Below are 19,861 nucleotides of genomic sequence, written 5' to 3'. Positions count from 1 at the left end.
CCCGAAGCCGTGGTGGGCACCCTGTCCGGCGGGATGAAGAAGCGCGTGGCACTGGCCCAGGCCCTGGTGGCGAGACCCGATGTACTGCTGCTGGATGAGCCGACCAACCACCTGGATCTTGACGCCATCGAGTGGCTGGAAGAGTTGCTACTGAACTTCAAGGGCAGCGTAGTGACCATTACGCACGATCGATCCTTCCTGGATCGGGTTTCCACGCGCATCGTGGAGCTGGATCGTGGAACGCTGCGCTCGTATCCCGGCAATTTCGTCCAGTACCAGCAGACCAAGGAGGATCAGCTGGCCCAGGAGGCCGTGATCAATGCCAAGGCCGACAAGCTGCTGGCCCAGGAAGAGGTCTGGATCCGCAAGGGCGTGGAAGCCCGCCGCACGCGCAGCCAGAGCCGCATCGGCCGGCTTGAGCAGTTGCGGGCCAACCGCGCTGCCCGCCGCGAGGTGCTGGGTGGCGTGAAGATGGACATTGCGTCGGGCCGAGGCGACGGCTACCAGGGCAAGATCGTGGCCGAGCTGACGGATGTGGCCAAGTCCTTTGGCGACAAGAACATCGTCTCCCACTTCACCGCCACCATTTTGCGCGGAGACAAGGTGGGCCTGATCGGACCCAACGGCGCAGGCAAGACGACGCTGCTCAAGATGATTCTGGGCGAACTGGCACCTGACAGCGGCCAGGTGCGGCTGGGGGCGAATCTGCAGGTGGCGTACTTCGACCAGATGCGTCACCAGATCGACATGGATGCCACGCTGGAGGACTTCATCAGCCCCGGCAGCGAGTGGATCGAGATCGGCAGCCAGAAGAAGCACGTGAAGAGCTATCTGTCGGATTTCCTGTTCTCTCCGGCGCGCGCCCATTCCCCCGTTCGCTCGCTGTCTGGCGGGGAGCGCAACCGCCTGCTGCTGGCCCGGCTGTTTGCCCGGCCCGCGAATGTGCTGGTGCTGGACGAGCCGACCAACGATCTCGATATCGAGACGCTGGAAATGCTGGAAGACCTGCTGCAGAACTACGACGGCACCGTTTTTCTGGTCAGCCATGACCGCAGTTTCCTGGACAACGTGGTCACCAGCACCATCGCCTGGGAAGGCCCGGGCCAATGGCGCGAATATGAAGGCGGCGTGCAGGACTGGCTGGATCAGTCCCGCCGCAGCCGCGATCTGGCCGAGGCCGCGCAGCCCAAGCCATCCAAGGAAGAGGCCAAGCCCGTTGCGGCACGCAGCGACGGCAAGCCCAAGCGCAAGCTCAGCTACAAGGAGCAGCGTGAGCTCGATCAGTTGCCCGAAAGCATTGCAGCGCTGGAGGCAGAGCAGAAGTCCATTCGGGAAGCCTTGGCCGATGGTTCGCTGTATGCCAGCGACAATTCCCGCGCCGTTCAGTTGCATCAGCGCGATGGCGAGATCGATGAGCAGCTGATGGAGGCGCTGGAGCGCTGGAGCGCACTGTCGGAGTGAGCTTTCTTCGGACGAAAAAAAAGAGCGCATGGCGCTCTTTTTTCATGGGTGCCGCCAGGACCGGCCGTTGCACTCAAATGCGGTGGTGAACCTGGTCCGAACCTATGCGCAGCTTGCCCAGCAAGGCGGAGGCGATCTGGTTGAGGGGCAGCACCTCGTCGGCCGCACCATGGGCGATGGCCTCGCGCGGCATGCCGAAGACGATGCAGCTGGCTTCGTCCTGCACGAAGTTGTAGCTGCCCGCATCGCGCATTTCACGCATGGCGACCGCGCCATCGGCCCCCATGCCGGTGAGCATGATGCCGTAGGCGTTGCGGCCCGCACAGGCCGCCACCGACTTGAAAAGCACCTCGACCGAAGGCTTGTGGCGATTCACGGGCGGGCTGTCATCCACCACGGCGACATAGTTGGCACCGCTGCGCTGCACGGAGAAATGCTTGCCGCCCGGTGCGATGTAGGCGTGGCCGGGCAGCAGCCGCTCGCCCTGCTGTGCTTCCTTCACGGTCATCTGGCACAGGCTGTTGAGCCGGGCCGCGAAGCTGGTGGTGAAGCCCGGCGGCATGTGCTGGGTGATGACGATGGCCGGGCAGTCGGCCGGCAGATGGGTGAGCACTTCACGGATGGCCTCCGTGCCGCCGGTGGAGGCACCGATGGCAATCAGCTTTTCCGTGGACAGCCGCCCCAGCAGCGACGCCGGTGCAGCCTGGCGCGGCGCGCTCATGCCAGCCGAGGCGGAGACCGGCGCCACCGCGCTGCCGGTGGCGGGAGCCGCACTGCGCGGAGCGACCGGCAGGCGCCGGACCTGGGCCACGGCAGCAACGCGGATCTTGTCCACGATCTGCGCGGCCAGCTCCTGCAGGCCGTTGGACACGCCCACGCGCGGCTTGGCCACGAAGTCGATGGCGCCCAGCTCCAGCGCGCGCATGGTGACCTCGGCGCCGCGTTCGGTCAGCGTGGAGATCATGACCACCGGCATGGGGCGCAGCCGCATGAGCCGGCCCAGGAAGTCGATGCCATCCATGCGGGGCATTTCCACATCGAGCGTGATCACGTCGGGATTCATCTCGCGGATCATTTCGCGTGCGATCAGCGGATCGTTGGCCGAGCCGATGCATTCCATGTCGTGCTGGCGATTGATGATCTCGGACAGCAGACTGCGCACCAGCGCAGAGTCGTCCACCACGATCACCCTGATTTTCCTGTCCATTCCTTTGAACCTTCCTCAAAACAGGTCGACCGAGCCGCCTGCCGTATTGCGTGCCACGACGGCTGCATTGCCGCGCGTGAATTCCTGCTGTACCAGCTCCTCCGGATGGGCATGTGCCAGGCGCTTGACCATGGCCTTGCCGCTGGCGGGGAAGAACACCACCTTGCGCGGGTAGATGTCCAGCACATCCTCCGAGACGATGGGGATGCGTTCGGTCTGCAGGTACTGCGTGACGAAGGCGGTATTGCGTTCGCCCACGTTCATGGTGGTGAAGTTGTGCATCACCTGGCCGCCGCCGAAGATCTTGGCCTGCAAAGACTCGCGCCGTGCGCCGAGCTTGAGCATTTCGTTGATCAGCAATTCCATGGCGTACGAGCCGTAGCGGCCCGACGCATCGGCGGAGTCGCCGTCGGGCAGCATGAAATGGTTCATGCCGCCCACGCGCATGGTGCGGTCCCAGATGCAGGCCGAGATGCACGAGCCCAGCACGGTGACCAGGATCACGTCCTCGTTGGAGACGAAGTATTCGCCCGGCAGCACCTTGACGGCGTTGTGCTGGAAATGCGGGTCGTAGTAGAAGAACGACGCCTCGCCGGGGTAGCGCTGCTGGCGCTTGAGCTGCTCCAGCGAGGAGCGCGGCACCGGGTCGCCCGGCGCCGGGTAGTCCGCAGCGGTATAGCTGTTGATGCGCGGCGTGCGGCGGCGCTCCGAAGGCGGCGGGGGCGGTGCGAAGGCGGAGCGGTCTCCGATCATGGGAAGACCCCCTTGTGTGCGGCAGGACCTGCGTCAGCGGCGCTCATAGACCGTCTTCCCCTTGAGCGTGAACAGATCGCGCGAGTCGCTGAAGTTCTCGGCATGTCCGACGAACAGCAGGCCCCCGGGCTTCATGACGCGGTGGATGCGCTCCAGCACGCGGCGCTGCGTGGCCGCATCGAAGTAGATCATCACGTTGCGGCAGAAGACCACGTCGAAGGGATCGCGGAACGGCCAATCGTCACGGATCAGATTGACGTTGAGAAACTCCACCAGGCGGCGCAGCTCGGGCTTGACGCGCACCAGGCCCGCATTGCCGGCCTTGCCCCGCAGGAAGAAGCGGTGCAGGCGCTCGGCGCTCATGCCCTTGATGCTTTCGGCGCGATAGACACCGGCCGACGCCGTGTCCAGCACACGCGAGTCGATGTCGCTGGCCTGCAACTGGAAGCTGGGCGTGGCGCCCAGCACTTCCAGGGCCGTCATGACGATGGAGTAAGGCTCTTCCCCGGTCGAGGCCGCGTTGCACCAGACCTTCCAGGCCGTGCCGGCCGGCTTGCTGCGCAGATGCTGGGCAAAGATCTCGAAATGGTGCTGCTCTCGAAAGAACGCGGTGAGATTGGTGGTCAGCGCGTTCACGAACTCCTGCCACTCCACGCCATCGGACTGGGACTCCAGCCAGTCCAGGTAGGTGGCAAAGCTGTCGTAGCCCGTCTCGCGCAGGCGCCGCGACAGGCGGCTGTAGACCATGGCGTGCTTGCCATCGTGCAGGCTGATGCCGGCACGCTGGTAGATCAGCGCCTGCACGCGGGCGAAGTCCCGCGACGACCATTCGAATTCGCGCCCCTGGGCCAGGGGCCCGTTGGCTGCCCCGTCGTCGGCGACGGGGCGCGCGGCCAGTGCCGCATTGGAAGAACCGGATCGCATGAGGGCGCTCAGTGCAAGAACGGGTCTCAGTCGGCCGAAGCGACCAGGCCCATGTCCACGTTGTTCATGAGCTTTTCGATGTCCAGCAGGATGAGCATGCGCTCGCCCACCGAACCCAGGCCCAGGATGCAGCCGCTGTCGATGGCGCTTTCGATGTCCGGCGCGGGGCGCACGGCTTCGGGAGCCAGCTCCATCACGTCGCTGACCGAGTCCACCACGATGCCCACCACGCGGTTGCGCAGGTTCAGGATGATGACGACGGTGAAGCTGTTGTATTCGACCTGGGAGCAGTTGAACTTCAGGCGCATGTCCACGATGGGCACGATGGTGCCGCGCAGATTCACCACGCCCTTGATGAACTCCGGCGCATTGGCGATGCGCGTGGGCGGCTCGTAGCCGCGGATTTCCTGCACCTTCAGAATGTCGATGCCGTATTCCTCCTGGTCCAGGCGGAAGGTCAGGTACTCGCGCGCGCCGGTGGCGACGCCTGCAGTCTTAGCGATCACGCTCATTGCTCAGCTCCTCAACTGTCGGGCCCGCGCCGTGGTGGCGAAAGCCATGGTTTTTGGCGGCGCGCAGGCTCTGCCTGCGGCTCCGTCGTTTGTCGTCAGGTATCCCTGTCCCATTCAGTGGCGCGCGCGGCGCACCAGCGCACCCGTGTCCAGAATCAGCGCCACCGTGCCATCGCCCAGGATGGTGGCGCCCGAAACGTTGGGCACCTTGCGATAGTTCGATTCCAGGTTCTTGACCACCACCTGGTGCTGGCCCAGCAGCTCGTCGACCAGCAGGGCCACGCGGCTGCCGTCGGACTCGACCACCACCATGATGTTGCTGGACTGGCTGGTGTCGCTGCGCGGCACACGGAAGGTCTTTTCCAGCGCGAACACGGGCATGTACTCGTCACGCACCTTGACCAGTTGCGTGCCGTTGGCCACGGTGTTGACGTCCTCTTCCTTGACCAGGAAGGACTCGACCACCGAGGACAGCGGCAGGATGTAGACCTCGTCGCTGACGCCCACCGACATGCCGTCCATGATGGCCAGGGTCAGCGGCAGGCGAACGGCCACGCGCATGCCCTTGCCCTGGTTGGACTCGATCTCCACCGAGCCGCCCAGCGCCGCGATGTTGCGCTTGACCACGTCCATGCCCACGCCGCGCCCGGACACGTCGGTCACCACATCGGCCGTGGAGAAGCCCGGCGCGAAGATCAGCTGCCAGACATCCTGATCGGGCATGCTGTCCGAGACATCCATGCCGCGCTCGCGGGCCTTCTTGAGAATCTTCTCGCGGTTCATGCCGCGGCCGTCGTCGCGCACCTCGATGACGATGGAGCCGCCCTGATGGGAGGCTGCCAGCGTCAGCGTGCCATGCTCGGACTTGCCAGCGGCCAGGCGCTCCTCGGGCATTTCGATGCCGTGGTCCACGCTGTTGCGCACCAGATGGGTCAGCGGGTCGGTGATCTTCTCGACCAGGCCCTTGTCCAGTTCGGTGGCTTCGCCCAGAGTGATCAGGTCGATCTTCTTGCCCAGCTTGCCGGCCAGGTCGCGCAGCATGCGCGGGAAGCGGCTGAACACGGTGGACATGGGAATCATGCGGATGGACATCACCGATTCCTGCAGGTCGCGCGTATTGCGGTCCAGATCGGCCAGGCCCGCCAGCAGTTGCTGGTAGGCCGATGCATCCAGCCCGTGGCTGTTTTGCGCCAGCATGGCCTGGGTGATGACCAGCTCGCCCACCAGGTTGATGAGCTGATCGACCTTGGCCACCGACACACGGATGCTGGTCGACTCCATCTGCGCCTGCTGCGCCTGGGCAGCCGTCTTGGCAGCAGGCTTGGCCGCGGCACCGGCCGGCTGGATGGCCAGCGCGCCGTCGGCCTGGGGCATGCCGGGTGCACCGTTGAAGAAGCCGTAGGCCTCTTCGGCGGGCGGAATGGCGGCCGAGGCCAGGGCGGCGTCGGGATCGTGCGCGGCATGCTCTTCGGCGACGGGGGCTTCGGCCACCTGCACCGCTTCGGTTGCAGGAGCGGCCCCGGCCGCCTCATCGGCTGCCGTGATGCGAACCTGCTCCTTGGCCACGTGGAAGGCGAACAGATCGAGCAGGTCGTCGTCGGTGGACGAGGTCTGCACGGCAAAGAGGCGGCTTTGCGGCTGATCGCAGGCCAGGTCCTCGATGCGGCCCAGGCCGGGAATGTCGCGGAACAGTTCCTTGATGGCCTCGGCCATCTCCAGACGCTCCAGCGGACCGATCAGGATGTGCAGCGAACGGCCGCCACTGGCGGGTGCCGTTCCCACGGCGCCGCCCGATACGGGCGCGGCAGGCGCGGGCGCCTCGACCGGCGCTGCCACGGGAGCAGGCGCCGGTGCCGGTGCAGCGGCCGGGGCGGCTGTTGCAGGCACGGCACTGCGGCCTTCTGCCAGCATCTCGATGCGCGCCACCAGATCCGTGGTGGACAGGGCCTCGCCCTCGTTGCCGGCCTGGTGGCGTGCCAGCAGGCTGCGGCTGGCATCGGCCGACTCCAGCAGCACGTCGACCATTTCCGGAATCGGTGTGATCTCATGCCGGCGCAGCCGGTCGAGCAGCGACTCCATGCGGTGCGTCAGCTCGGTCACATCGGCAAAGCCGAAGGTGGCCGCGCCGCCCTTGATCGAGTGCGCGCAACGGAAAATGCCGTTGAGCTCCTCGTCGTTGGCCGCCGACAGATCCAGATTCAGCAGCATCTGCTCCATCTGGTCGAGGTTCTCGGCCGCTTCTTCGAAGAAGATTTGATAGAACTGGCTCAGGTCGAAGTCTGCGCCCGCTCCTGCCCCATCCTGGTGTAGATCCGCCATCTTTGGTCCTGCTGTTTCCAGTTGCCCGTACTTATCGGCTCAACGCATTACTTTCTGAATGACTTCGATCAAACGGTTCGGATCGAAGGGCTTGACCAGCCAGCCCGTGGCGCCCGCAGCGCGTCCGGCCTGCTTCATCTGGTCGCTGGATTCGGTGGTGAGAATGAGAATGGGCGTGTTCTGGAACTTCGGGTTTTCGCGCAGCTTGCGCGTCAGGCCGATGCCATCGAGGCGCGGCATGTTCTGGTCGGCCAGCACCAGATCGACTTGTTCGAGCTGGGCCTTTTCGAGCGCATCCACGCCGTCCACGGCCTCCACGACGCGAAATCCCGCTCCTGCGAGGGTGAACGCCACCATCTTTCGCATCGAGGGGGAATCATCAACAGCCAGAATCGATCGCATGTATAGCTCCAACAGACGGGCAATAAAAGGTGGATGGGTGCATGGTCAGCGGTCAGAACAGTTCGACCGAGCCAGCATCCATCTCGCTTTGCGTGACGGGATTGGGCCGGTCGGGTATCGCCGGCAGGCCCAGGGAATCGTCCTCTCCCTCGTCCACACCCATGGTGGCTGCGGCCAACTGGAACGCGCAGCCTTGCAAAATCTTCGTAATATGGGCGATCAGTTGGGAGGACATGTCGTGAAACTGCAACTCGGTCACCGCCAGCCTCAACGTGGACCGGGCGGCATCGAGCTGGGGCAAGGCGGCTAGCGCCTCGCCGGCCAGCTGGCCATGGGTCTCGTCGAAACGGTCCAGCAGGTTCTGCGTTGCGTGATTGAGAAGGCCTTCCAGGCGCTGCAGATCGCGCATCGCCACCAGCAAGGCATCCTGCAGGTCTGCGGCCACCATGACGGGCATGGGGACGGCAGGCTCGCCCGAAGGCTTGTGCATTGACTGCATTGTTACTCCACCACCAGCGTTTCAGCCCAACGTGCGCCGTGCCTTGCAGCACGGCCAACCCTTGTCAATCGTTCACGGGAATGCCGCGCATCCCTTGGTGTACACGACCATTTGCATTTATGTTCCAAAATGTATCTCATGATAGCGCCCCCGGGGATGCCAGACCACCGCACAAGCCCTTGCGCATACTGCACATCGAGGATTCGGCCGCTGACCAGGCGCTGGCGCGGCTGAGCTTGCTGCGCGGCGGGCTGGTCTGCGAGATTGTCGTGGTCGACACGCTCGATGATGCCGCAGCTGCGCTGCACAACCAGGCATTCGACCTCATCCTGGCCGACTACCACCTGCCCGGCTTCACGGCGCTGGATGCCTGGGAGCTGGTTCGCCGCCAGCCCGGGCATCCGCCCTTCGTGCTGCTGTCCGGCGCCATCGGCGAGTCGGCCGCCGTGGATGTGATGCGCGAGGGCATCAGCGACTATCTGCTCAAGGACCACATCACGCGCCTGCCCCATGTGGTCTCGCATGCGCTGGAAGTGCACGAGGCCCGCCTGGCACGCCGGCGCGCGGCGGCCGAGCTGGCGGCGTCCGAGCGGCGCTTGGCCGACCTGACCGAGCACCTGCAGACCTCCACCGAGCGCGAGCGCGCCAGCATCGCCCGCGAGATCCACGATGACATCGGCGGCTCGCTGACCTCGGTGAAGTTCGACGTGGCCTGGATCGCGCGCAATGCGCCCGAGGGCGGGCTGCGCGAGCATGCGCTGGCTGCGCTGGAGATGCTGGAGCACGCGCTGGGCGCCAGCCAGCGCATCATGATGAACCTGCGCCCGCCCGTGCTGGACCAGGGACTGGTGGCCGCCGTCCAGTGGCTGGCCGAGAATTTCGAGCGCCGCACGGGCGTGCCCACCCGTGTGCGCAGCAGCCGCGAAAGCATGGACATCGCGCCCGACATCCAGGTGGTGGCCTACCGCACGGCCCAGGAGGCGCTGACCAACGTCGGCAAATATGCCCAGGCGCGCCATGTGGACATCGATCTCTCCGACCGCGAAGGTTTTCTCACGCTGGAGGTGACGGACGACGGCGTGGGCCTGGCCGACGGCGCCCGCGACAAGCCCGAATCCTTCGGCCTGCGCGGTCTGGGCGAGCGCGCGCGCACCGTTCGGGGCTGGCTGGATGTCAGCAGTCAAGCCGGACGCGGAACCTCGGTCATCGTCTCCATTCCGCTGGACGATGGCGGCGCTTGCCCTAATATCCCGGGCAATGAATGCTGAACGCCATGGCGGCGTGACCCTTTTTCCAGGAGGCCGACTTTGATCCACGTGGTGCTGTGCGACGACCATGCGGTGCTGCGCCGGGGCATCCGCGACACCCTGGCCGAGGCAGTGGACATCAGCGTCACCGCAGAAGCAGGCAGCTATGCCGAGCTGCGTGAGCAGCTGCGCACCGCCGCCTGCGACGTGCTGCTGCTGGACATCAACATGCCCGGCCGCAGCGGCCTGGAGGCCCTGGCCAGCGTGCGCGAGACCCATCCGCTGATCAAGGTGCTCATGGTCTCCATGTACCCCGAGGACCAGTACGCGCTGCGCTGCCTCAAGGCGGGCGCCCAGGGATATGCCAACAAGGCGGGCGATCCGATGCTGCTGATCGAGGCCGTGCGCACGGTGGCCACGGGCCGCAAGTACCTGACGTCCGAAGTGGCCCAGATGCTGGCCGACAGCCTGGCCCAGCCCGCACCCCAGGTGCCGCATGAAAGCCTGTCCGAGCGCGAGCTGCAGACGCTGATCAAGATCGCGGCCGGGCAGCGGCTGACCGACATTGCCACCGAGCTGATGCTCAGCCCCAAGACCGTCAGCGTCTACCGGGCGCGCGTGCTGGAAAAACTGCAGATGAGCAGCAACGCCGAACTCACGGCCTACGCCATCCACAACCAGCTGATCTGAGGTTTTTGCGGCCGGCAGAGCGGAAAATCTGTTGTTTTTCACAACTGCTTACATTGAGGTGCCAAACACCGCGATGCCGCGCTGCAGCAAGGCGACCAGGGGCTGCTCGAGCAGCGGCAGCGTGGCCATCAATCCCGTCAGGCCCACGGTGAGCGTGACCGGGAAGCCCACGGCATAGATGTTCATCTGCGGTGCCACGCGCGAAATGATGCCCAGCACCAGGTTCACGAACAGCAGCATGGCGACCATGGGCAGGGCGATCCAGAAGGCGCTGGCAAAGACCGCCGCCCCCATCTCGTGCAGCCGCATCTGGTTGATGGCCTGCAGGAAGCTGCCGTCCACAGGAAACGCCTCGTAACTCTTGAGCACGGCCATCAGCACCAGCAGGTGTCCGTTGATGACGATGAACAGCAGCGTGGAAATCTGGACCATGAAGCGCGCCACGGCGCTGAGCTGGGCATTGGTCGTGGGATCGAAGAAGCTGGCGAAGTTCAGGCCCATCTGCAGGCCGACCACCTCGCCCGCCACCTCCACGGCGGCAAACACCAGGCGCACGGCAAAGCCCACGGCCAGTCCCACGCCGACCTGCTGTATCAGCGTCCCCAGCGCCTGCGGCGAGTTGATGCCGATCACGGGCTGGTCGCCCAGCACGGGCTGCGCGCACACCGCGACCAGGAAGGCCAGGCCGATCTTCAGCCGCATGGGAATGACGCGCTGCGAGAACACGGGAGCCACGGAAAACATGGCCAGCACGCGCAGAAACGGCCAGAGAACTGGCGACAGCCAGGCCACCAGTTGGGCTTCGCTGAAGGTGATCACGGCGGCGTTTCCTGCGCGCGGCGAAGGGCTCAGCCCACCGCCTGCGGAATGGTCTCTATGGTGCGGCGGATGAAATCCACCAGCGTGCTCAGCATCCACGGACCGGCAATGGCAAACACCAGCACGGCGGAGATGAGCTTGGGCACGAAGGCCAGCGTGGCCTCATGCACCTGGGTCACCGCCTGGAAGACACTGACGGCCAGGCCCACGGCCAGCACCACGCCCAGCACGGGCATGGAGATCATGAGCAGCAAGGTCAGTGCCTCGCGGCCGAAGGTGAGCACGTATTGGGAGGTCATGGAAGGATTTCCAATAAAACGGGACTAGACGGCGAAGCTGGCCGCCAGCGATCCGATGAGCAGGTTCCAGCCATCGGCCAGCACGAAGAGCATGAGCTTGAATGGCAGGGCCACCAGCACGGGCGACAGCATCATCATGCCCAGCGACATCAGGATCGAGGACACGACCATGTCGATGACCAGGAAGGGGATGAAGATCATGAAGCCGATCTGGAACGCCGTCTTCAGCTCGCTGGTCACGAAGGCCGGCACCAGCACGCGCAGCGGCGCGGTCTCTGCGGTGACGCCGGCTTCGAGCTTGGCCAGGCGCGCGAACAGCGCAAAGTCCGATTGGCGCGTCTGCTTGAGCATGAAGTCGCGCATGGGCGCCTCGGCCTTTTCAATGGCCTGCTCGAAGGTCGCGGCATTCGTGGTGTAGGGCACATAGGCCTCCTGGTACACGCGGTCCAGGGTGGGTCCCATGACGAACAGCGTCAGGAACAGCGACAGGCCGATGATCACCTGGTTGGGCGGCGCCGACTGCGTGCCCAGCGCCTGGCGCATCAGCGACAGCACGATGACGATGCGGGTGAAGCCCGTCATCATCAAAAGGATGGCCGGCAGGAACGACAGCGCCGTGAAGAACAGCAGGGTCTGGATGGGCACCGAAAAACTGGTGCCACCGCTGCCCTGGCCGATGACCAGCGGCAGGCTGGCGGGCGCGCCCTGCGCCCAGGAGGCCAGGGGCGTGGCGCAGCACAGCGCCAGCGCTGCGGCGCCGGCGGCCTGGCTCAGCGTGCGCGCCGGGCGCTTGCAGGAATATTCAGACATTCGCACCGTCCGCAGGCAGGCTGCGCGCTTGCGCCATCGCAGCCGAAAAATCAGCAGGGGCCGGGGCCTGCAGCACATGCAGGCACTGGATGCTTTGCGCCGTGACGCCCAGCACCAGCCGCACGGTCTGCGCGCCCTCGCCCACTTCCACCGTCACCACCCGCTGCTGCGGACCCACGCCCACGGCGCCCAGCACCCGCGACTGCAGGCCGGCTGCGCCACGCAGCGCAGCCGTGCGCTGCTGAAAGCGGCGCAGCAGCCAGGGCAGAGCAGCCATGGCCGTGACCAGGGCCACGACCGTGAGCAGGGTCGGCCACAGCGGGCCCATGCCGGAGCTCTCAGCCACGGCTGACACGGCGCAGGCGCTCGGACGGCGTGACCACGTCGGTCAGGCGGATACCGAACTTGTCGTTGACCACCACCACCTCGCCCTGGGCGATCAGGTAGCCGTTGACCAGCACGTCCATGGGCTCGCCGGCCAGTGCGTCGAGTTCGACCACCGAGCCCTGGGCCAGCTGCAGGATGTACTTGATCGGCACCTTGGTGCGGCCCAGTTCCACCGACAGCTGCACCGGGATGTCCAGCACCATGTTGATGTCGTTGACCGGCACGTCGCCGCCACCGGCGTAGGGGCGCACGGGCTCGCCCGTCAGCGGGCCGCCCTGTTCCGCCTCCAGCTTGGCGTCGCGCTCGCGCTGCTCGTCCAATGCCTCTGCCCATCCCGAGAACGGATCGTCGCCAGCGGGCTTTTGCGTGTCTTCAGTTGCCATTGTTTTCTCCCATCCAGCCAGCATCGGCACCGCGCAGGCAGTGCTCGACACGGATTGCATACTTGTCGTTGTGAGTGCCGTACTGGCACTCGAAAATCGGAACGCCGCCGATGGAGGCGCGGATCAGCGGCTCGCGGTCGAGTTCGATGAAATCGCCGGGGCGCATGGCCAGCAGCTGCTCCACCGTGGCGTCGGCGCGCGCCAGTTCGGCCACCAGGGTCACCTCGGCGGCCTGGATTTCGCGCTTGAGCACCTTGACCCAGCGGCGGTCCACTTCAATGGAGTCGCCCTGCGTGGAGGAGTACAGGACATCACGGATGGGCTCCAGCGTCGCATAGGGCATGCAGATGTGGATGGAGCCCGAGATGTCACCGATCTCCAGCTGGAAGGCCGTGGACACGACGATTTCGCTGGGGGTGGCAATGTTGGCGAACTGCGGCTGCATCTCCGAGCGCTGGTAGCCCAGCTCCAGCGGATAGATGCCGTGCCAGGCCTTCTTGTATTCCTCGCAGATCACGTTGACCAGGCGGTTGATCACGCGCTGCTCGGTGTGCGAGAAATCCCGCCCTTCGATGCGTGTCTGCAGCCGGCCCGTGCCGCCGTACAGCGTGTCGATGACGCCGAACACCAGCGAGGGATCGCAGACCACCAGGCCGCTGCCGCGCAGCGGGCGGATGGCGACGATGTTGAAGTTGGTGGGCACCACCAGCTCGCGCAGGAAGGCGCTGTAGCGCTGCACCGACACCGTGCCCACCGACACCTCGGGGCTGCGGCGGATGAAGTTGAACAGGCCGATGCGGAAGTTGCGGGCAAAGCGCTCGTTGACGATCTCCATCGTCGGCATGCGCCCGCGCACGATGCGCTCCTGGCTGGAGATGTCGTACTGGCGGATGATGCCCGCCTCGACCTCCTCGGTCGTGGATTTCTGGCTCTCGCCGGTCACGCCCTCCAAAAGGGCATCGACTTCTTCCTGGGAGAGAAACGAATCGCTCATGGCGCCTTGCCTCCCCGGTTACTGAATGATGAAGCTGGAGAACAGCACGCGGCGCACGGGGTTCTTGCCAGGGGAGCGGCGGCGCTCGCCATCTTCGTCCTCTGCATCCTCGTCGCGGCTGCGCTTCTTGGCCTTGGCCTGGTTGCCGTAGCCCAGCGGTGCAGACACTTCGTTGAGCACGTCGGCAGCCAGGCGTTCCTTGCCGTCGCGCTCCAGCAACTCCTCGGCCGTGCGCTGGGACACCAGCATCAGGATGCCGTTGCGGATGCTGGGCAGGTACTGCTTGACCGTAGTGGCCGTCTTCTCGTCGGCCAGCTCCAGCGTGATGCCGATCTGCACGAAGCGGTCGCCGCCCGGGTCGGACAGATTGACCACCAAGCTGTCCAGCGGCAGGAAGGTGGGAACCGTGACGGCCGCCTTGCTGGAGCCGCCCTCCTCCTCATCGGCATTGCTGTGCCGCTTGGACAGCAGGATGAAGGCAGCGGCCGCGCCTATGGCCAGGACGGCGATGATGACGATCAGCACGATCAGCTTCTTGCCCTTGGCCGGGGCGGGAGCTGCATTGTTGGCGGCATTGGGTGTGGCAGACACTGGAATTCCTCTGGGTGAGCGGGACCGCCACGCGCTCGCGCATCATGCGCGGCGCCATGACGCAGCAGGCCCATGGCAGGAATTATTCGGCGATTGGACCTCGGGCCATGGCCTGAATAAGCGCATGAAACCCCGGTTTCTCGCTGGCTTGATGGCCCCCAAACGCCACAGGCCGGGCAGCTTGTCGCCACCCGGCCTGTTCTGAAAACCCGGAAAACGGCGCATGCGCCGCCCCGCAAGAAGCGCAGGAAGAATCAGACGAACAGATCCACCCCGCCTGCCGCCGCGCGGCCACCAGCCTGTGCGGCACCATTGCCGCCCGTGAGGCCGGCGGCATCGACCATGGCGCTCACGCGGCCCTGGCGCGCCTGGGCATCCGCGCCCTGGCGGCCCCCCGCTTCGCCATTGCCGGACTGGCCACCCGCGTCCACGCTGACGCCGGCCAGTTGCAGGCCCTGGGCCTGCAGCAGCTCGCGCAGCTGGTCGGCACCGTTGCCCAGCCATTCGCGCGCCTGCGATTCGCTGGCGCCAAAGCGCACATGGGCCTCGTTGCCCTGCAGGCTGACCTGCACCTGGATGGCCTTGCCCTCATGCTCGACAGACAGCGAGGCGTTCTGGCTCTTGTTGTGCACCCAGAAGGCCACCTGCTCGGACACCTGCTGCTCGCGCTCGGTGGAGTTGCCCGGCTGTGCCTGGGCATCGGGCTGGGCCAAGGCTGCGCCATTGTGTCCGGCGGCCTGCTGTCCCAGGGACTGGCCGGCGTGGGCCGCGCCCACGGCGGCTGCAACCCCATGCAATCCGTTGGCGGCAGACTCTGCGGAGCCGGTGCCACCTTCGCGGGCCCGCTCGAACAGGCCGCGCCATTCCGCGGGCCGCACCGCCGCCATGCCGTTGAGCGCAATGCCCGACGCCAGGGCCGCGTCCTGCCGTACGCCGGGCGCCAGCGCCTGGGGTGTGTGCTCATGCGTGGCCTGGGCTGCAGATGCCGTGCGCGCTGCGGCGGCCGTCAGCGCCGTATCGGACTGCACGGCGGCCAGCACATCGGCCGCCTGTGTCTGTGCCTGGGCGCCCTGGCGCGCAGCGGTATCGGCGGGCGTGCCGGCTGCAGCGGCATCCACTGCGCCAGCCAGCGCCGCCGTGTTGGCGTTCGCGGCCAGCGCCGCGCCTGCGGCATCGCCCGCTGCAGGTTGCGGCGCCATGAAGGCGGCATGCGCCACCACGCCCTGCTCCTGGCGCAAGGCCAGCATGGCGGCACTGCCCCGGCCAGACAACCAGTCGCCCGCCACGCCCTGCAGCATGTCGCGGTCGCCCTTGCCATCGAGGTGGGCGGTCTGCCCGACCAGGCTGAGCCAGGGCGCCTGGCCGTTGGCGGCCAGCAGCATGGCATCGGCCTGCGCGGAAGTGGCCATATCGGCCGTCTCCGCCTGGGGCTGCAGCGGCAATTGCGTCTGCAGCAGCCCCTGCGCCAGGCCGGACAGGTCAGCCGGATCCTTCAGGCTGCCCTGAATTGCACCCTTGAGGTTGACCAGTGCGCCGGCCCCCTCATCGCCGAGGACCTGGCCCAGGTCCGGCAGTCCGCCAATGCCATCCATGGCGGCCAGCAGCGAGGAAAAGCCTGCGGCCTGCTCATTGGACGGCGGCTGCGCCGCGCGCGCGGAACGCACGCCCTCCATGGTGCGCTGCATGGCGCTGCGCGCGTCGGCGCGCTGTTCGATCTGGTTGGTGGACATGCGTCAAGCCTCCTGGAATGTCAGCCCGAAGCTGCGGCGGAAAAACTGGATGGCCGCACGTTCGTCGGTTTCCTTTTGCTCGCGGCGCATCTGGCCCAGCGCCAGGTCGCGGCGGCGCACCTCGACCACCTTGCGCAGGCTGCAGACCCGCAGCTCGCAGGCCATCAAGGCCTTTTGCGCGGCCTCCAGGCGGATGGCCAGGTCGGCCAGCACCCGTGTCTGCAGGCCGATGGCGTGCTGCAGGCGGTCCATGAACTGGTATTGGTGGAACATGACTTCGGGCTGCACGGACTGGTTCTGCTGCACGCCCCAGCGTGCCTGCATTTCCTGCACGTAGTGCTGCAGCTGGTCCATCTGCGCCTGCGCCGCCTGCTGCGAGCGCTGACGCTCCTGCACCGCCTGGCGCGCCTCGTCACGCTTGCGCGACGCGGCATCGATGGCCACCATCAAGGCATTCAAGGACGACATACCGGGTTTTCCTCCCTGTGTTCGCTGTTGCGTTATCTCAGTGCCGCGTCACCGCATCACTGACCACCGAGCGCGGCGGCCATGCCCGAGATGCTCTCGTCCATGGAAGCCGACTCGAACATGCTTTGCTGCAGAAAGGCCGCCATGGCCGGCTGCAGCCGTATCGCCTCGTCCATCTGCGGGTCCGAGCCCGCCATGTAGGCTCCGACCTGGACCAGGTCCCGGCCCTTCTGGTAGCGCGAATAGACAGCGCGAAAGCGCCGCGCCAGCTCGAAGTGCTCGCGCGAGGCCACGTTGTGCATCACGCGCGAGGCCGATTGCTCGATGTCGATGGCCGGGTAGTGGCCCGACTCGGCCAGCGCCCGCGACAGCACGACGTGGCCGTCCAGAATGGCGCGTGCCGCATCGGCGATCGGGTCCTGCTGGTCGTCGCCCTCGGACAGCACGGTGTAGAAGGCCGTGATCGATCCCACGCCGTTGAGGCCGTTGCCGCTGCGCTCGACCAGGGCCGGCAGCTTGGCAAAGCACGACGGCGGATAGCCCTTGGTGGCCGGTGGCTCGCCAATGGCCAGCGCGATCTCGCGCTGGGCCATGGCATAGCGCGTCAGCGAATCCATGAGCAGCAGCACATGCTGGCCCTTGTCGCGGAAATGCTCGGCAATGGCCGTGGCGTAGGCGGCACCCTGCATGCGCAGCAGCGGCGGCGCATCGGCCGGCGCGGCCACCACCACGGCGCGGCTGCGGTCCTGTGCGCCGAGGATGTCCTCGACGAACTCCTTGACCTCCCGGCCGCGTTCACCGATCAAGCCGACGACGATCACGTCCGCCTGGGTGTAGCGCGCCATCATGCCCAGCAGCACGGACTTGCCCACGCCCGAGCCTGCGAACAGGCCCAGCCGCTGGCCCCGGCCCACGGTGAGCAGGGCGTTGAGCGAGCGCACGCCGGTGTCCAGCGTCTCGCGCACCGGGTCGCGGTCCATGGCGTTGATGGGGTTGCGGTCCAGCAGATCGGCCGTGACGTCGGCCAGCGGCCCGCCATGGTCCAGCGGCTGCCCCTGCGAATCCACGACACGGCCCAGCAGGCCGCTGCCGATGGGCAGGCGCAGCACGCCGGCCGCCATGGACACGGGCTCTTCGGGACCGTCGCCAAAGCGCAGCGGGGCGACAAAAGGTTCGGCCGGCGTCACGATGGCGCCGCTGGACAGCCCCTGGATGTCGCCCGCAGGCATCAGGAACGCACGCTCGCCGGCAAAGCCGACGACTTCGGCCAGCACCGGGTCCTGGCCTGCCTGGCGTATCCAGCATTGCGAGCCCACCGGCACCTGCAGGCCCGTGGCCTCCAGCACCAGGCCGGTCAGGCGCGTGAGCGTGCCGTGGGTTTCCAGCGGAATGTCGCTGTGCAGGCGGGCGCGGGCATTGGACAGCAGCTGCTGCCAGGGCTTGCCGGCATCGGCCAGGGAGGCATCAACCGGCATCGCGTTCTCCGTCATACCAGGTGGAGACCAGGCCCAGCGCGGCCACGGCGCGGCGCCAGCGCTTGTCCATGCCGGCATCGACCTGGGCACCGCCCGATTCCACGCGCACATCGCCCTGGGCCACGCCAGCGTCGCTGATCCACTGCACCTTGGACTGGGCGCCATGCTCGGCGCGCAGCGCCTCGTCCAGCACGGCGAAGTCGGCAGGGTTCAGGCGCACGGTGGCGGCGCGGCCGTCGGAGGCCAGCATGTCCAGCGCCTCGCGCACCACGGGCAGCAGGGCCTGGGGCTGGCTGCGCAGCTCCTGGCGGACCACCTGGCGCGCGATGTCGCAGGCCAGGTTCAGCAATTCCTGCGCCGCATCCGCCTGCAGCTGCTTGAAGCCGGCGTCCAGGCCGGACAGCAGCGCGTCCACGCGCTGCGCCGTCTCTCGGCCCGTGCCGGAGACATAGTCATCCATGTGCTGCTGCCACTGCTGCCGGGCTTCCTGGCGGCCTTGCTCCAGGCCCTCGGCATGGCCTTCGGCGCGTGCCTGCTCCAGCAATTCATGCAGCCGCTCCTCGTCCACGGCGGGGGTGGATGCCGCCGTGCCTGGCGTGTCGGCGTCGACATCCAGCACCATGGAATCGGCGTCCAGCCGGGGCGCATCGGAGCGCCCGGGCAGCGACAGGCTGTGGAAGCCGGACGAGGAAGCGGGTGTGCGCGCCATGCCGGCGCCACCGGGTGCAGCCTGTGCATCGGGGGCGCCCTGAATGTTCGGCAGGCCGGGCAGGCTTTGCAGGCCGCCCATGTGGTCCACGGCACCAAAGCGCCACTGCACCACCTGGCGCTCGTCAATCTCCTCGGAGGGAATGAAGCGCGAATTCATCCCACTAGACATAGCTGTCCTCCGCGCCGCTGCCGATGGTGATCTGGCCTTCTTCGGCCAGACGGCGCACCACCTTCAGGATTTCCTTTTGCTGCGCTTCCACTTCGGACAGGCGCATCGGGCCGCGGCCTTCCAGGTCCTCGCGCAGCGACTCGGCCGCACGCATGGACATGTTGGCCAGGATCTTGTCGCGCACTTCCATCGAACCGCCCTTGAGCGCGATGATCAGCGTCTCGGACACCACTTCGCGCAGCACCAGCTGCACCGAGCGATCGTCCAGTTTGACCAGGTCGTCGAACACGAACATCTTGTCCATGATCTTCTGGGCCAGGTCCGGGTCGTAGTTGCGGATGGTGTCCAGCACGGCCACGTCGGCATTGCCGCCGAGGTTGTTGATCATCTCGGCCGCCGTCTTGACGCCGCCCAGCGAGGTCTTGCGGATCTTGTCGCCGCCGGCCAGCACCTGGAACAGCACTTCGTTGAGGTCCTTGAGCGCGGTCGGCTGAATGCCTTCCAGCGTGGCCACGCGCAGCATGACTTCGCTGCGAAAGCGTTCGGGCAGCTGCATCAGCACGGCAGCAGCCTGCTCGTGCTCCAGGTGCACCAGGATGGCAGCCACGATCTGCGGATGCTCGCCGCGCAGCAGTTCGGCCACCGACAGCGGGTCCATCCATTTCAGGCTTTCGATGCCGGAGACATCGCCGCCCTGCAGGATGCGGTCGATCAGCAGCGCGGCCTTGTCGTCGCCCAGCGCGCGCTTGAGCACCGAGCGCACATAGCCGCTGGCGTCGTCCACCAGCAGGCTTTGCGCGGCCGCGTCATCGGCAAAGCGGTTGATGACGAAGTCCACCTTCTCGCGCGAGACGCCGCGCATGTGCGCAATGGTCTCGCCGAGCTTTTGCACTTCCTTGGGTGTGAGGTGCTTGAACACCTCGGCCGCTTCCTCCTCGCCCAGGGAGACCAGCAAGATGGCGGCGTCGTTCAGGCCTCGTTCGTCCATATCTCAGCAATCCGTGTTTGGCA

Annotated in this window: 22 protein-coding genes (1 of these 22 running past the window's edge); 3 read left to right on the top strand and 19 right to left on the bottom strand. The window is 66.5% G+C overall.

Features of this window, described 5'->3' with window-relative positions; all coding sequences use genetic code 11:
- Window positions 1–1,461, top strand: partial view of an ATP-binding cassette domain-containing protein gene (locus ACRSCF_RS03200; RefSeq protein ID WP_016449337.1) — the 3' portion only. Its footprint begins 417 nt before the window's first position; only the last 1,461 of its 1,878 coding nucleotides appear in the window; the start codon falls outside the window, past its left edge; its stop codon occupies window positions 1,459–1,461.
- 73 nt (window positions 1,462–1,534) lie between these two features.
- Here ACRSCF_RS03200 and ACRSCF_RS03195 read toward each other — a convergent pair whose 3' ends face one another.
- The 7 genes from ACRSCF_RS03195 to ACRSCF_RS03165 form a co-directional block, all read right to left on the bottom strand.
- On the bottom strand, window positions 1,535–2,668 hold the full coding sequence (locus tag ACRSCF_RS03195) for a protein-glutamate methylesterase/protein-glutamine glutaminase (protein WP_034366524.1): 1,134 nt from the start codon (window positions 2,666–2,668) through the stop codon (window positions 1,535–1,537).
- Between the two features lie 15 nt (window positions 2,669–2,683).
- Entirely contained in the window at window positions 2,684–3,421 is a 738-nt protein-coding gene (cheD, locus tag ACRSCF_RS03190) for a chemoreceptor glutamine deamidase CheD (protein WP_016449335.1), read from the bottom strand.
- A 33-nt stretch (window positions 3,422–3,454) separates the two neighbouring features.
- Complete coding sequence (locus ACRSCF_RS03185; RefSeq protein WP_016449334.1) at window positions 3,455–4,345, bottom strand: CheR family methyltransferase; 891 nt, start codon at window positions 4,343–4,345, stop codon at window positions 3,455–3,457.
- Window positions 4,346–4,371: 26 nt separating this feature from the next.
- Complete coding sequence (locus tag ACRSCF_RS03180) at window positions 4,372–4,857, bottom strand: chemotaxis protein CheW (protein ID WP_016449333.1); 486 nt, start codon at window positions 4,855–4,857, stop codon at window positions 4,372–4,374.
- Between the two features lie 114 nt (window positions 4,858–4,971).
- Window positions 4,972–7,176, bottom strand: a complete 2,205-nt coding sequence (locus tag ACRSCF_RS03175; protein WP_212646776.1) for a chemotaxis protein CheW — start codon at window positions 7,174–7,176, stop codon at window positions 4,972–4,974.
- 39 nt (window positions 7,177–7,215) lie between these two features.
- Complete coding sequence (locus tag ACRSCF_RS03170; protein ID WP_016449331.1) at window positions 7,216–7,578, bottom strand: response regulator; 363 nt, start codon at window positions 7,576–7,578, stop codon at window positions 7,216–7,218.
- A 52-nt stretch (window positions 7,579–7,630) separates the two neighbouring features.
- Complete coding sequence (locus ACRSCF_RS03165; RefSeq protein WP_016449330.1) at window positions 7,631–8,077, bottom strand: hypothetical protein; 447 nt, start codon at window positions 8,075–8,077, stop codon at window positions 7,631–7,633.
- A gap of 119 nt (window positions 8,078–8,196) precedes the next feature.
- On the opposite strand from ACRSCF_RS03165, the gene ACRSCF_RS03160 reads away from it, so the two are divergent.
- Window positions 8,197–9,345 carry a hybrid sensor histidine kinase/response regulator gene (locus ACRSCF_RS03160; protein WP_016449329.1) on the top strand — a complete coding sequence of 383 codons (1,149 nt, stop codon included), beginning with the start codon at window positions 8,197–8,199 and terminating at the stop codon, window positions 9,343–9,345.
- A 39-nt stretch (window positions 9,346–9,384) separates the two neighbouring features.
- Entirely contained in the window at window positions 9,385–10,014 is a 630-nt protein-coding gene (locus tag ACRSCF_RS03155; RefSeq protein ID WP_016449328.1) for a response regulator, read from the top strand.
- Window positions 10,015–10,062: 48 nt separating this feature from the next.
- Here ACRSCF_RS03155 and fliR read toward each other — a convergent pair whose 3' ends face one another.
- The 12 genes from fliR to fliG form a co-directional block, all read right to left on the bottom strand.
- Window positions 10,063–10,833, bottom strand: coding sequence for a flagellar biosynthetic protein FliR (gene fliR / locus ACRSCF_RS03150; RefSeq protein ID WP_012202582.1), 771 nt, complete (start codon window positions 10,831–10,833; stop codon window positions 10,063–10,065).
- Between the two features lie 29 nt (window positions 10,834–10,862).
- Window positions 10,863–11,132 carry a flagellar biosynthesis protein FliQ gene (fliQ, locus tag ACRSCF_RS03145; protein WP_012202581.1) on the bottom strand — a complete coding sequence of 90 codons (270 nt, stop codon included), beginning with the start codon at window positions 11,130–11,132 and terminating at the stop codon, window positions 10,863–10,865.
- A 24-nt stretch (window positions 11,133–11,156) separates the two neighbouring features.
- The gene (gene fliP, locus ACRSCF_RS03140; protein ID WP_016449327.1) at window positions 11,157–11,942 is read right to left on the bottom strand and encodes a flagellar type III secretion system pore protein FliP; all 786 of its coding nucleotides are present in this window, start codon (window positions 11,940–11,942) and stop codon (window positions 11,157–11,159) included.
- On the bottom strand, window positions 11,935–12,270 hold the full coding sequence (locus tag ACRSCF_RS03135) for a FliO/MopB family protein (protein ID WP_012202579.1): 336 nt from the start codon (window positions 12,268–12,270) through the stop codon (window positions 11,935–11,937). Before ACRSCF_RS03135 ends, fliP begins: the two co-directional genes overlap by 8 nt.
- A gap of 10 nt (window positions 12,271–12,280) precedes the next feature.
- Window positions 12,281–12,712 carry a flagellar motor switch protein FliN gene (gene fliN / locus ACRSCF_RS03130; RefSeq protein ID WP_016449326.1) on the bottom strand — a complete coding sequence of 144 codons (432 nt, stop codon included), beginning with the start codon at window positions 12,710–12,712 and terminating at the stop codon, window positions 12,281–12,283.
- Window positions 12,702–13,706, bottom strand: coding sequence for a flagellar motor switch protein FliM (gene fliM, locus ACRSCF_RS03125; RefSeq protein ID WP_016449325.1), 1,005 nt, complete (start codon window positions 13,704–13,706; stop codon window positions 12,702–12,704). The genes fliN and fliM overlap by 11 nt, the downstream gene beginning before the upstream one ends.
- An 18-nt stretch (window positions 13,707–13,724) precedes the next feature.
- Complete coding sequence (locus tag ACRSCF_RS03120) at window positions 13,725–14,297, bottom strand: flagellar basal body-associated FliL family protein (protein ID WP_016449324.1); 573 nt, start codon at window positions 14,295–14,297, stop codon at window positions 13,725–13,727.
- 254 nt (window positions 14,298–14,551) lie between these two features.
- Entirely contained in the window at window positions 14,552–16,027 is a 1,476-nt protein-coding gene (locus ACRSCF_RS03115) for a flagellar hook-length control protein FliK (RefSeq protein ID WP_126312976.1), read from the bottom strand.
- A gap of 3 nt (window positions 16,028–16,030) precedes the next feature.
- Window positions 16,031–16,495 carry a flagellar export protein FliJ gene (gene fliJ, locus ACRSCF_RS03110; protein ID WP_034366518.1) on the bottom strand — a complete coding sequence of 155 codons (465 nt, stop codon included), beginning with the start codon at window positions 16,493–16,495 and terminating at the stop codon, window positions 16,031–16,033.
- 56 nt (window positions 16,496–16,551) lie between these two features.
- Window positions 16,552–17,970, bottom strand: a complete 1,419-nt coding sequence (gene fliI / locus ACRSCF_RS03105; protein ID WP_034366515.1) for a flagellar protein export ATPase FliI — start codon at window positions 17,968–17,970, stop codon at window positions 16,552–16,554.
- Window positions 17,960–18,850 (bottom strand): FliH/SctL family protein, encoded by an 891-nt coding sequence (locus ACRSCF_RS03100; RefSeq protein WP_016454330.1) that lies wholly within the window; start codon window positions 18,848–18,850, stop codon window positions 17,960–17,962. The genes fliI and ACRSCF_RS03100 overlap by 11 nt, the downstream gene beginning before the upstream one ends.
- Entirely contained in the window at window positions 18,843–19,838 is a 996-nt protein-coding gene (fliG, locus tag ACRSCF_RS03095) for a flagellar motor switch protein FliG (protein ID WP_012202571.1), read from the bottom strand. The genes ACRSCF_RS03100 and fliG overlap by 8 nt, the downstream gene beginning before the upstream one ends.
- Window positions 19,839–19,861 lie beyond the last annotated feature (23 nt).

The organism is Delftia sp. 11MD, assembly GCF_050907895.1.
Lineage (GTDB): Bacteria > Pseudomonadota > Gammaproteobacteria > Burkholderiales > Burkholderiaceae_C > Comamonas > Comamonas tsuruhatensis.
Note: the sequence above shows the minus strand (reverse complement) of the source record. Positions and strands in the feature narration are given on the sequence as shown.